The 13215-nt window shown below is 38.2% G+C and carries 13 protein-coding genes; 5 read left to right on the forward strand and 8 right to left on the reverse strand.

Features of this window, described 5'->3' with window-relative positions; translation table 11 throughout:
* Positions 1-65: 65 nt before the first annotated feature.
* The 5 genes from rsmA (at position 66) to CYO92_RS09595 (ending at position 5113) form a co-directional block, all read left to right on the forward strand.
* Entirely contained in the window at positions 66-908 is an 843-nt protein-coding gene (gene rsmA / locus CYO92_RS00575; RefSeq protein ID WP_103589290.1) for a 16S rRNA (adenine(1518)-N(6)/adenine(1519)-N(6))-dimethyltransferase RsmA, read from the forward strand.
* Positions 874-3003, forward strand: a complete 2130-nt coding sequence (locus CYO92_RS00580; protein WP_180997818.1) for a ribonuclease J — start codon at positions 874-876, stop codon at positions 3001-3003. Before rsmA ends, CYO92_RS00580 begins: the two co-directional genes overlap by 35 nt.
* 9 nt (positions 3004-3012) lie before the next feature.
* Positions 3013-3966, forward strand: coding sequence for a KpsF/GutQ family sugar-phosphate isomerase (locus CYO92_RS00585; protein ID WP_103589217.1), 954 nt, complete (start codon positions 3013-3015; stop codon positions 3964-3966).
* A 1-nt stretch (position 3967) separates the two neighbouring features.
* The gene (locus CYO92_RS00590; RefSeq protein ID WP_009295179.1) at positions 3968-4741 is read left to right on the forward strand and encodes a pseudouridine synthase; all 774 of its coding nucleotides are present in this window, start codon (positions 3968-3970) and stop codon (positions 4739-4741) included.
* A gap of 216 nt (positions 4742-4957) precedes the next feature.
* Positions 4958-5113, forward strand: coding sequence for a tetratricopeptide repeat protein (locus CYO92_RS09595; protein ID WP_103589291.1), 156 nt, complete (start codon positions 4958-4960; stop codon positions 5111-5113).
* A gap of 49 nt (positions 5114-5162) precedes the next feature.
* On the opposite strand, the gene CYO92_RS00600 is transcribed toward CYO92_RS09595, so the two are convergent.
* The 8 genes from CYO92_RS00600 to ccsA all read right to left on the reverse strand — a co-directional run bounded on the left by CYO92_RS00600 (position 5163) and on the right by ccsA (position 13213).
* Entirely contained in the window at positions 5163-5645 is a 483-nt protein-coding gene (locus tag CYO92_RS00600; protein WP_258033811.1) for a hypothetical protein, read from the reverse strand.
* 23 nt (positions 5646-5668) lie between these two features.
* Positions 5669-6622: a hypothetical protein gene (locus CYO92_RS00605; protein ID WP_103589218.1), complete on the reverse strand. Its 954-nt coding sequence runs from the start codon at positions 6620-6622 to the stop codon at positions 5669-5671.
* Positions 6619-7287, reverse strand: coding sequence for an ABC transporter ATP-binding protein (locus tag CYO92_RS00610; protein WP_103589219.1), 669 nt, complete (start codon positions 7285-7287; stop codon positions 6619-6621). The genes CYO92_RS00605 and CYO92_RS00610 overlap by 4 nt, the downstream gene beginning before the upstream one ends.
* The gene (locus CYO92_RS00615; RefSeq protein WP_103589220.1) at positions 7284-8393 is read right to left on the reverse strand and encodes an ABC transporter permease; all 1110 of its coding nucleotides are present in this window, start codon (positions 8391-8393) and stop codon (positions 7284-7286) included. The genes CYO92_RS00610 and CYO92_RS00615 overlap by 4 nt, the downstream gene beginning before the upstream one ends.
* A complete protein-coding gene (locus CYO92_RS00620; protein ID WP_054197437.1) occupies positions 8383-8568 on the reverse strand; it encodes a hypothetical protein in 186 nt (61 codons plus the stop codon). Before CYO92_RS00620 ends, CYO92_RS00615 begins: the two co-directional genes overlap by 11 nt.
* A gap of 1 nt (position 8569) precedes the next feature.
* Entirely contained in the window at positions 8570-9691 is a 1122-nt protein-coding gene (locus CYO92_RS00625; RefSeq protein WP_103589221.1) for a nitrous oxide reductase accessory protein NosL, read from the reverse strand.
* 73 nt (positions 9692-9764) lie between these two features.
* Complete coding sequence (locus CYO92_RS00630; protein WP_103589222.1) at positions 9765-10589, reverse strand: SEL1-like repeat protein; 825 nt, start codon at positions 10587-10589, stop codon at positions 9765-9767.
* 8 nt (positions 10590-10597) lie between these two features.
* The gene (ccsA, locus tag CYO92_RS00635; RefSeq protein WP_103589223.1) at positions 10598-13213 is read right to left on the reverse strand and encodes a cytochrome c biogenesis protein; all 2616 of its coding nucleotides are present in this window, start codon (positions 13211-13213) and stop codon (positions 10598-10600) included.
* Positions 13214-13215 lie beyond the last annotated feature (2 nt).

Here is a 13215-nt window from a genome sequence, read left to right on the forward strand (position 1 = left end):
TTTTATATATGATTAAACTAAACTTGTAATCATTGTATAAGTAATTTTTGGCTAATATCGCGGCTATGATAAAGGCAAAAAAGCACTTTGGACAGAATTTTTTACAAGACAAAGCGACACTAGATAAGATCATCCAAGCGATACCCAAGGACGTAGCAAACGTCGTTGAGATTGGGCCTGGCTTAGGTGATTTGACATTTAGACTTTTGCAAATTTACAAGACGACCTGTTTTGAGATAGATTGTGAGCTGTTTCAAATTTTAAAGGCTGAATTTGCAAATGAGATCCAAAATGGACAATTAAAACTTTTTTGTAAAGATGCATTAGAGCAGTGGCAACAAGAGAGCGGACTAAGTAGTGAAAACTACTTTTTGGTCGCAAATTTGCCCTATTACGTTGCTACGAAGATGATACTAAATGCGATAGATGACGAAAAATGCCTTGGGCTTATCGTGATGATACAAAAAGAGGTTGCTCTTAAATTTAGTGCAAAGAGCAAGGATAAAGAATTTAGCTCTTTATCGATCCTCGCTTCACTTCAAGGCAGGTGTGAGCTTTTGTTTGACGTGGATGCAAAGCTTTTTAATCCACCTCCAAAGGTCACATCTTCAGTCATCAAACTACAAAAAACAAAAAAGATTTTTGGTAAAGACGGGATTTTCAAAGATGCAAAACAATACGAGGCTTTTAAAGTATTTTTAAGAGCTGCATTTGCTTCGCCAAGAAAGACGCTTTTGAAAAATTTATCCACAAATTTTGACAAAAATGCGTTAGAAGAAATTTTTGAAAGCCTAGCTTTAAACCAAAATTTACGTCCACATGAGCTAGATGTCGATTCTTATCTAAAAGTATTTGAAAGATTAAAGGAAGATAATGAACGACAAAAACGAAGAGAAAGTTGTAACTAACCAAAGTAAAAACAACAAAAGACGAAGATTTAGACCAAAAAATAAACCAAAACAAGAAGGTGAAACTACCGAGCAAGCTTCACTAGCAAGCAAAAGTGTAATAGATAACTTCTTTGCAGCAGAGCAGGCTGAAAATGAAGCACACGCCGAGCCAAAGAGTCAAAATCCTCGCCCAAAAAAGCCAAGCAATAACAAAAATCAAAACAAAAATAGTGAAAATAATAAGCCAGAAGATCAAAAACAAGAACCACAAGAAACAAAAACCAAAACGCAAGAACAAAAAGAAAAGCCTAAAAAAGCTAAAAAGCCAAAGAAAAATTTACCTGCAAAACTAAATGGTAATGAGCAATGGCAGCAAGATATCGCAAGCGCAATGGTAGCAAACAAGGCCGTTCACGAGCTACGCCTAGAGCCGATGAAGTACCTAAATTCAAGTGAGCATAAAATTCGCATAACTCCACTTGGCGGTCTTGGCGAGATCGGCGGCAATATGACCGTCTTTGAAACTGAAACCAGCGCAATCATCGTTGATATCGGTATGAGCTTTCCAAGCGAGAGCATGCACGGCGTGGATATCCTCATCCCAGACTTCGACTACGTTCGCAAGATAAAAGATAAGATAAAAGGCGTCATCATCACTCACGCACATGAGGATCACATCGGCGCGGTGCCTTATTTTTACAAAGAGTTTAAATTTCCCATATACGCCACACCGCTTCCGCTTGGCATGATAAATAATAAATTTGAAGAGCACGGACTAAAACAAGAGCGCTCGCTCTTTAGATCAGTCGAAAAAAGAAAGCCATATCTCATAGGTGACTTTGAAGTCGAGTGGATACATATAACGCACTCTATCATCGACGCCTCTGCTCTTGCGATCACGACAAAGGCTGGCACGATCATCCACACAGGCGATTTTAAGATCGACCACACGCCGATAGATGGCTACCCAACAGACCTTGGCAGACTAGCGTATTATGGCGAGCGTGGCGTGCTTTGCCTAATGAGCGATAGCACAAATAGCTACAAAGAGGGCTTTACAAAGAGCGAAAGCAGCGTGGGCAAAACCTTTGATGCGATTTTCTCAAAAGCCAAAGGTCGCGTCATAATGAGTACATTTAGTTCAAACATCCACCGCGTTTATCAGGCGATCGAGTGGGGGCTAAAATACAACCGCAAAGTCTGTGTCATTGGTAGATCAATGGAGAGAAATTTATATACTGCAATGGAGCTTGGCTACATCAAACTTGATAAGAAAATTTTTATCGATGCAAATGAAGTCGGTAAATTTAAAGATAACGAAGTGCTGATCGTTACCACAGGCTCTCAGGGTGAGACTATGAGCGCGCTCTACCGAATGGCTACCGACGAGCACAAATACATCAAAATAAAGCCGACCGATCAGATCATCATCAGCTCAAAGGCGATCCCTGGCAATGAAAGCAGTATCTCAACTGTGTTAAATTTCCTTATCAAATCAGGCGCAAATGTAGCCTATCAAGATTTTAGTGAAATTCATGTAAGTGGTCACGCGGCGCAAGAAGAGCAAAAACTGATGCTACGTCTTATAAAACCAAAATTTTTCTTACCAGTTCACGGCGAATACAATCACATCGCAAAACACAAAGAGACAGCTATTAGCTGCGGCGTAGACGAGAGAAACATCTATCTCATGAGTGATGGCGACCAAATGGAGATCTGTCAAAAATACTTAAAACGTGTAAAAACGGTAAAAACCGGCAAAGTCTTCATAGACAATCAAATAAATAAACAAATCTCAGACGATGTCGTCATCGATAGACAAAACCTTGCTGAAGCAGGTGTCGTCATGATAATCGCTCAAATTTCACGTCATGGCGCAAAGCTTATAAATAAACCTCGCGTCATTAGCTACGGACTTGTAGGCAATAAACAAGATGCGGAGTTTAGCAAAGAGATGCAAGAAATTTTGACGCAGTTTTTAAGCAACGTCAAAGAGGAGCTTTTAAAAGATGGCAGGCTGCTCGAGTCACAAGTACGCCAAGTGATTAGAAAACATATCTTTAGAAAGGTCAAAAAGTACCCAACTATCGTGCCAATTATCTATCTAATGTAAGGGAAATTTATGCAAACAATCAACCAAATCGCAGCCGAAGTTTTAAAGATAGAAGCAAACGAGCTTTTAAGACATGCTAAAAACTTAGAGATAGAAGATGCTGTAAATTTGATATTTAATACAAAAGGCAAGGTCATAGTCACAGGTGTAGGCAAGAGCGGTCATGTAGGCGCAAAGATCGCTGCCACGCTTGCTAGTACTGGTACGCCAAGCTTTTTCTTGCATCCAACAGAGGCTATGCACGGCGACCTTGGCATGATAGAAAAGGATGATGTTTTGTTAGCCATTAGCTTTAGTGGCGAGAGCGATGAGCTTATAAAAATTTTGCCTCACGTAAAGCGCTTTGGCGTAAAGATCGTCGCAATGGCAAGGAGCAAAATAAGCTCGCTTGGTAAATTTAGCGATGCATTTATTGGCATTGACGTAGAGAAAGAGGCGTGTCCACTAAATGCCGCCCCAACAGCATCAACTACGCTAACGTTAGCTCTTGGCGATGCGTTGGCTGTTTGTTTGATGCAAAGGCGAGGCTTTAAAAAAGAGGACTTTGCAAATTTTCATCCAGGTGGTAGTCTTGGCAAGAGGCTATTTTTAAAGGTCAAAGATGTGATGAGAAGCGAAAATTTACCGATAGTTCGCTGGAATGCGAGCCTAAAAAAAGCAATCGATACTATGACACACGGTAAACTTGGCACGGTTCTTATCGTCGATAAAGATGGTGTGTTAAATGCTATTTTAAGCGACGGCGATCTTAGACGTGCACTTATGAGGGAAGACTTTGACCTAGACGAGCCAGCAATGAAATTTGCAACCTTACATCCAGAAGAGATAAACGACAAGGAAATGTTAGCTGTGGATGCGTTAGCTTTGATAGAAAAATATAAAATTCAGCTTCTGGCCGTTGTAGAAAATGGCGTACCTGTGGGTGTTTTACACATCCATGACCTTGCAAATTTAGGACTATAAAATGGAAAAAACAAGACTAAATAAATTTATCTCACATAACACAAATTACTCACGCCGTGAGGCAGATGAGCTGATAAAAGCTGGTAAGGTTAGCATAGCAGGACGAGTGGTTAGCGACCTTGCCACAAGCGTGGATGAAGATGACAAAGTACGTATAAATGGTCGTTTGATAAAGCTAAAAAAGGAATTTACTGTTATTGTTTATCATAAACAAAAGGGTGAGCTTGTTAGTAAAAAAGATGACCGCGGACGAAAGACGATCTATGATACACTAGATAAGAAATTTGCAAAATTTGTTAGCGTAGGACGCTTAGACTATGCAAGTGAAGGGCTACTTTTACTAACTGACGCCCCAGCGATCGCCACAGCTTTGATGAATAGCGACTTAGAGCGAGAATACTATCTAAAGGTAAAAGGCGAGGTGACAAAAGAGGTGATTGAGGCGATGACAAATGGCTTTTTTGCCAAGGACGCTACCAAAGGCGCACACGCAAAAACCACTATAAAATCAATGGAATTTAAGCCATTTCTAGCCTATAAAGTCTTTGGCTCAAGCGGTGGCTATACAAAACTAAAGGTTATCATTAACGAGGGGCAAAACAGGGAGCTTCGCCGCTTCTTTGGCTACTTTGACCTTGAAGTGATGGATCTAAAAAGGGTTAGCTTTGGACGTGTTAGCCTTGATATGCTAAAGCCTGGCAAATGGCGCTACTTCGAAAATAGCGAATACGAAGACCTAAGAGACTTTTTAAAGGTTAATAACGTTAGATACTAAATTTGGCTTATTCCTCTAACAAAGAGGCAAGCCAAACCACAATAACTACAAATTTACAAAAATGGAGAAAAAATGAAAAAGGCTGTTCTTTTATCCTTCATTTTACTAGCTACCAGTCTTTGTAAGAATCTTTATTGAGCTTAGACTTGAAGCACAATAAAGGTAACTTATGGTAAAGCAACTAAGCAATAGCAAAATGTTTATGATAGTGGGAATATTGATTGTTGTTTTGATTTAGGAGCTTTTTACCTAAAAGACAAAGGCACAAAACAAAACTACCACATAGCAAAAAAATATTTTTATAAGGCTTGCGAATTAGGGCTTCAACCAGGGTGTGACGTTTATAAAAAGTTAAACGAAAAAGGCCTTTAATACTAAAAATAATCCAACAGGGTTCTAGCAAATTTAGAGCTTCATAAATTTATATCTTATTTTCTGAAAGTAGGATGTTTATATATGGATTTAGTAGCGTCTCACCTCGTGCTGCGTAAAGCAAGACCTCTTTAAAATAGTTATCATTTATGCCATAGGTGTGAAACTCGTACGCCCCTATGCCATATCCCATCGGCGTGATATCAACCCTTGAATACCACGCATTTTGCGCTAGGATGTAGCGATTCGTATCTCTTGAATAGACATATAACTTGATCTTATCTTTGCTCTTTTGCGCCATATACCAGATGAAAGAATTTGTGATGTCGTTAAAAAAGTAGATGTCGCCGTTTGGCATGATTGCCTGGGCTGTATCGTTATTATCAGCGATCAGTGTCCTGCTCTCATAACATATAAATTTATTTGGCGTAAGTTGCTCGATCGGCTCTGATTTGCCATTATTTAAAACTAAAATTTTATCATCACTTATGTCGGCATTATAGGCAAGTACAGCTAAAACTAGAGCTAACAAACACAAAGAAAAAATTTGCTTTATCAAAATAAAAATCCTCTTAGCAAATAGTATTTGAGTATATAAAGCGAGCATATCAACACACAAACACCTAGCCAGATCGATGAAAATTTAAGCTTGTGTGAGTAGTTTGTCTTTGTAATGATCTCAACAAGATACGGCATAAGGCCGTAAAATACACCAAGAAACAAACTGCCCCAGATGAGGTAGCCAACATAAAAATAGTCACTTTTTAGCATGCAGTATGGGCATTTATGGTTCGGCTGCTCGTAAACATAAAGGCCAAAAAAGTAGGTAATAGCATAGTAGCTAAGCACCAAAAACAATAAATTTGCCACAAAGCTTGCCATGCTTTGCTTTAAAAAATTTAGCACCAAAATAACAAAAAATAGCACATAAAATACGCTTACTAAGCCAAAATTTGTATAGCCAAATGGTAGCTTTGGAGCTTGAAAAGTGACAGAACAGCAAAAGACCGGCACTTTTAGTGGAATATTGTAAAAAAACGAAATTTCTATACCAAGCTCAAGTAGTATCATGACAAAAAGGCAGATAAAAATGGCGTATTTTTTCTTTAGATAAGGGAAATTTAGGGCCTGCAAGTCAAGCTTATTTATAACCAGCCAGATACCAAGCCCAAAGATCAGCAAAATTTTAGTGAGCATCAATATGCCACCAAATTTATTTGAGCCGATCACACCAGCTGAACACATAGCACCAGGCACAATATCAGAGAGTTCATTTAGGCAAAGTGCAAAGAATATAAACAATACGATCTTGATACAGACGCAAAAAAGCAAGATGGTATTTACAAGATAGTTTTGTTTTTCAAGCGAGTATTGAAGCGATGTTAGTGCGTTATAGTCCCACGACCTCACGATCCTAACGACGTAAAAGAGCGAAATACTCATCAAAACTAAAAGAACAAACTCCGCTAACAAAAAGGCAATAACGGCGTTTGATAAAAAGACACTCATACTATCTCTCCGTTTTGCAAGCTAACAATCCTATCTGTTGCACCTAGCTCATCAAAAATGCTATCGTGAGTAGCGACAATAACACTCTTTTTTAGAGCTTTAAAAGACTCTAGCAAGCCCAAAAATGCACGTGCATTTTGTCTATCTAAATTTGCCGTTGGCTCATCAGCCAAGATGATGTTAGCATCCATAGATAAAGCCCTAGCTACCGCACATCTTTGGCGCTCGCCACCACTTAAATTTGATACGTTCTCATCTTTTTTATGAGCAATATTTGCGAGGCTTAGAGCCTTTTTTATCATCTCATCTCGCACATTTGCCTTGAAATTTGTTAGAGCAAATGGAGCTAGTAAATTTTCATAGACACTTAGTCCCTCGATGAGGTTAAAATTTTGAAAGACAAGTCCAAGCCTTTTGTGTCTAAACTCGGAGCAAAAGGCATCAGGTAGCTTTGCTATGTTAGTGCCATCTATCAAAATTTCTCCACTAGTTGGCTTTTGAAGTAGGGCGATAAGCGAAAGCAAGGTGCTTTTACCGCTTCCACTAATGCCTTTTAATATCACTAGCTCGCCGTCATTAATATCTAAATTTATATTTTTTAAAGCACAAAACTCATTTTGTTTGTTTTGGTTATAAACTAGGCTAACACCTCTTATATTTATCATTTTAGCCCCTCATTTATGTCGCTACTTGCTACTCTCCATGAAGGTATAAGCACAAACGCCAAAAATGGTATCACACCAAAAACAAAGATCAAAAAGAGCTTATCAAACTCTAAAATAGGCGTGAAATTTGTAAAATTTAAAAGCTCATCACCTAAAAATATCCCTTTTAGAAGTGGAGCGTTTAATACAAAAACAAAAAGGTAAGCCAGCATAACACCGAGTAAAAAAGCACTAACGCTCACGATGAAATTTTGTATAAATTTCAAAAATATAATATCTTTTATACAAAAACCAATACTTCTTAAAATAGCTATTTCACGCTTTTTACTACCATAGGCGAGTGAAATTTGGTTTTTAAGCAAGACAAAGAATATAAGCATAACGCTAACGTAAATGCTCATAAAAATTCCACCCTTGTAGTAGTAAAGGTGCCTAACCTTAGCCACCTCATCTTCTATACTAAGGGCGAAAGAATTTGGATATAAATTCTCTATCTTTAAAGCTACTTCACTGATCTCATCGGCATTTGGCACCTCAACGTAGAGCTTCGTATACTCTTCATCTTTTAAATTCAAAATAGCCCTTAGTGTATTTGGATGTAAAAATATAGCGTTATTTGTGATTAAGCCACTTTGTGCCGGCATAGTCTTTAATATCTTTACTGGTATCATGCGCTCTTCAGTTAGAAAATTAAAGCTATCATCGTAGTAAAGCTCATTCATCGCTGCCTTTACACCTTCTCCGACGATCATCTCATCCTCTTTTAAGCTATCATCTTCATATAGATGAAACCAAACACGCTTTTGAACGAAGTAGTACTCTCCATCAACCACGCCCCTAACGTCAGCCACGCCATCAATCTTTGAGATGTCGTAGATATAGCCAGGGTGCATGAGATCATTTTTGCCAGCACGAAATGCGCTCACTACGATACTTGATCTATCTTTTACTAAATTTATAAGATCATGCTGGATCGATCCAGAGATGAAAAGTACCGAGCTTAGCACAAAGATAATGAGTGCAAAGAGGCAAAAGCTAAAAAGGTGATCCTTCCTATCTTTAAAAAGCAGAACCACAGCATAGTTTATAAAATTTTTACCTATCATAGACAAAGCCTTTTTGCCCCTTTTGGTTAAAACTAAAAGCAGCATTTGCTCTTGTTATCTTAGAAATTTCTCTTAGCTCATCTTGCTTTGCTTTATGATCAAAGCTAAGATAGTGTGCCGCTAAAAGCGTATAAGAAAGTCCAAAAAATAACGCCAAAAAAACTAGAAATTTCACATTATTTACCGATAAAATTCTTTATCTCGTCAAATCTTATGACACCTTTGCCGGCATGATCTTTTAAAAAGCTCTCTGCCTTTGCTTCATCTTTAAATGGGATAAACTCATCGCCCATTGGTCCGTAAACGTTTGAGCCATGAACGTAAAACGCATCTTTTGCATCAAGCTTTTCTAGCGTGTAATAATCACTCACATAAGCATCTTTCATTTTGCCATCCGCAAAGTAAAATTGTGCCATATCCTTTACACCATCAAAATAATAATCTTTGCCATCTGCTTTGATGAGTGTCGCCCATGGAGAATTTTTGACGAGCATGCCGCATACCGCACATCTTGCACCCTTTGGTACGACTATTCTCTCAGGTTTTTTTATTTCTTGTTTAGGTTTTGAGGTTTGGTTGCTAGCGCCTAAATTTGCCGGAGCGTCCCATAGGTACAAAGCAGCAGCTTGTAGGTGTTTGTCGTATTCAGGAGCTTTACTAGCCTCTTTTGAGTCACATACTTGTTTAAGATGAGCTTTTAGCTCAGAGATAACTTTAAAGCTTTTTGGATCTGTTTTTTCGCAGTTTGCCTCGTAAAATTCTTTACCATGTGCATAAACGCCGTCCTCACGTTTAGCTTTTATCATTTTATTATCACCCTCGAAATCCTGTCCAGCGATCTCGTAAGCTTTAGCAAAATTCATTATCTCGCCGCCATTTGCTGCTTGAAATTCTTTTGCGTCAGCCTCGGTTAAGAAGGCATATTTGCTATTTCTAGTCATTGTGCCTTTAACACTACTGCCAACGACATAAAAGGCTTTATTTACATCGATCAAATTTAAATTTTTAGTATCAACGACTTGTGCCTCGCTTGGGATCTTGCCTTCTGTTAGCTCGTATAAGCAGTGAAGTGATGCTACTTGCTTGCTGTTATATACGTGATTAGTCTTATAAAATTTAACCAAATTCATTCCACAAACAGCACAATACTCCTTGCCCTCGCCGCTTCCTACTAGCGTAGCCTTGCTAGGATCCACGCTTTGAAACATCGGTTTCATTTTGACAGTTTGCTCATTTGCCGAAGCACCAAAGAGCAGGGTCGCCAGTAGTGCTGAACCCAAGATAGAACGTAAAATCATAATTATCTCCTTTAGTATTTTTTATTTTTATATTTATAAGCTTTAAATGCCACTAGGCTAGCTTTCTCAAGCATCAATGCTTTCCTAAAATTTCTAAATTCTCACACGCCTCTTTTAAGCCATTTTTGCAGCTTCTAGTGAAAATTTCACGTGCTTTTTCTAAATCTTCTTTCACACCTTTGCCCTCTGCTAGCATGATAGCGTAGTTATTGCAGCCCTTTTCATATCCATATATGCACGCTTGCTCGTAAAGTTTTGTGGCTTTTGTGAGGTTTTGATCCACACCTTGTGCATAAACATATAAAAATCCAAGATTATCACACCCTATGCCAGCTTCGTTTGAACAAGCCATTTCGTAGTTTGCTTTGGCTTTTGCATAGTCTTTTTCTACACCTTCACCTTGCGCATATAGATAGCCAAGATTACTGCATCCTATACCGTCCCCTGCTTTGCAAGCCTTTTCGTAAAGCTCTTTTGCCTTTTTAATATCCTTTGTCACGCCGGTGCCATTTGCATAAAGCAAGCCAAGCTCTGTGCAACCCTCATTATCCTTACAAGCTCTTTCATAAAATTTAACTGCTTTTTCTAGGTCTTTTTCCACACCTTTACCTTTTTCATAGACGTAGCCAAGATTGCTGCAAGCCATAGAGAAGTTTTGATCACAAGCCTTTTCATAAAGCATTGCTGCCTTTGCTTCGTCCTTTTTGACGTTACCATCACCTCTGCTGTAAAGCACAGCTAGATTGTAGCATCCTGATGCCTTTTTCTCTTTATCGCAAGCATCTTCATAAATTTGTGCTAGCTTGTTGTGATCTTCTTTTGCACTTAAAGCCTCTTTGATATAGCCAGCATTTAATAGTCCCAAACAAGCAAATAATAAAACCAAACTCTTTTTCATCATATCTCCTAAATCTCTTTTATATCCTTACCTCTATAAGCAAAGGCGATTAGCAAAGCCAAGAGCATTAAAAGCAAATAAAGCAAATTTGAAACGCTAAATCCATCGCCATTTGCGTATGAGTGAAGTCCGCTTAGATAGAAATTTACACCAAAATAGGTAAAAATAACTGAACCAAAAGAGAGCACGCTAGCTACTAAAAAGGTAAAAATATTTTTTAATCTTGGGATAAATCTTAAATGAAGTACAATGGCATAAATAATTATCGTAATGTACGACCAGCTCTCTTTGCTGTCCCAGCCCCAGTATCTACCCCAGCTCTCATTCGCCCAGACGCCGCCAAGGAAATTTCCAATAGTTAGCAAGCTAAGTCCTATGATGAGGCTTAGCTCATTAGTTGCGGCGAGGTATCTTATCTGCTCGCTGAGCTTTTGCTCATTTTTTTTATTTTTTATAGCCATTAAAAGAAGCCCAAGAAGCCCAAGCACAAAGCTAAAGCCTAAAAAGCCATAGCTTGCCGTAATAACACTTACGTGCACGCTAAGCCAAAATGACTTTAAAACTGGAACTAGATTTGTTATTTGTGGATTTATAAAATTTAGATGAGCGACCAGCAAGCTCACACTTGCAAAAAGTGAAGCAGCTCCAAGAGCAAAGCTTTGATGTTTAAAAAATAAAACTCCAGCTAGTACGCTCGCAAGCGAGATATATACTAAGCTCTCATAGGCATCACTCCAAGGTGCATGCCCTGAGATATAAGCACGAAGAGCTAAATTTAGCAAATGCACCGCAAAACCAAAATAAAATGCAAGGCTTAATGCACTTTCAAATCTAAATTTCTTTCCAGAAAATAGCCTATAAAAACCAAAAGCGAGCGAAACTAGCCCAAGGATCATGTAAAAATATATAAGAAATTTAAAAATTTCCATTTGGTTATAAAGTACTTCAAGCTCCACCTTTGCCTCGCTTGGCGCAAGAGAGCCTAGAGTGCTTCTTTGATAGCTTGAAATTTTCTCCAAGCTCTTATCAGCTCCCTCACACTCGCCACTTTTTACACAAAGGCTTAAATTTTCTATATAAGCGCCTAAAGCGCTTTTAAGCTCGCTTGAAATTTCGCTTGAGCCAAAGGCTTCATTTACGCCTAACCATGTGATAGTATCATTATTTTTAGCTGGGATAAATTTTAAAATTTCTCCCTTTAGTGCGAGATATAAGACATTTAATCTCTCGTCAAATTTGATCACGTCGTTATCAAATTTATCTCTTTTAGAGGCGGATTTTTCATTTGCAGCTTCTACAAATTTAGCCAGCTTATACTCGCCATTTTCGTTAAAGACATCGTTAAAACTAGCAAATTTCTCATTAACTCCAAAAAGCTCGCCTACGCGCTCACTTGTGATCTTTACTAATCTTTTATCCATCCACTCTTTTGGTGAGATGGCAAAAGAGAGCATTAGCTCCTCGCTGCTAAGCCCAAATAGCGTGGTTTTGGTTGAAATTTTACTTATCACAGCTCTTGAGTAAGAGCCAGCTGGAGCGATTCTGCTATCAGCTTGAGTTAAAATTTTGGCAAATTTGCTTGCATGGGCGTCTAAATTTTTATTATTTTCATTAGCAAAATTTGGAGTTGCGCTTAATAAAAGAACAGCCAAAAATGCTATTTGAGAGCCTTTTATGAAATTTAGCAGCCTAAAAAATCGGCTCTTTTTACTAAATAAATTTGCCACAAAGCCAAGGCAAAGCAAAAAATATCCGATATAAGTTGGGATTTTGCCAGGATCACGGCTGATCTCAAAAGCACTTCCAAGCTCGTCAGGATCGTATGAAGACTGAAAAATTTTATAGCCATCAATTGTCAGTGGATTATTTAGCGAGATGTCGTACTTGCCGCCAGCGATACTTACTTTACTTGTATAAGATGATGGACTATTTAGCCCTGCATATCGCTCTAAAATAAACTCGTTAAGCTTTAATGAAAATGGTAAATTTAAAGCCTTTGAGCTAAAGTAAAATTTCACCTCTTGCCCACCAAAACTTAGCACACTAGGCTCCAGCTCATATCCAGCTCCACCTTTTAGCTTAACGCTCTTTTTTTCACCGTTAAAACTTATCTCTAAACTAAGCGTAGCAGGAGCGTTTTTCTCATCTTTTTTATATCCAAGCAAGTTAATTATAAATTCCTTGCCGTCTATAAAATTTTTAAACTCAAAGTCGTTTTTACCAAACAAGCTTAATTTTAATGGATAACTAAAATTTTCTCCAAGCATTTCGACTATAAGATAAGGCTTGACGCTTTGCATTACATTTGAGCTTTGTAAGGTTCTAAGATGCATAACGCCCTCTTCACCAAAATACCTTGTAAACGCAGCCCCGATGAAGATAACAATAAAAGCAAGATGTATCAAAAATGCGCCAAATTTTTTATACATCTTGGTTTTTACGATACTAATGGCTAAACAAATAGTGCAAGCAAACATAACACACTCGTACCAAAGCGCTTCATAGACAAGCACTCTGGCCGTTTGTGTGTCATAAAAATTTTCTAAAAAGGTCGCAAGTCCTGCACCAAAAGCAAGGATAAATAATAATATCAAAGACAAGCGGTAGATATTTAAAATTCTCATCG

Source organism: Campylobacter concisus (genome assembly GCF_002913715.1).
GTDB lineage: Bacteria > Campylobacterota > Campylobacteria > Campylobacterales > Campylobacteraceae > Campylobacter_A > Campylobacter_A concisus_AG.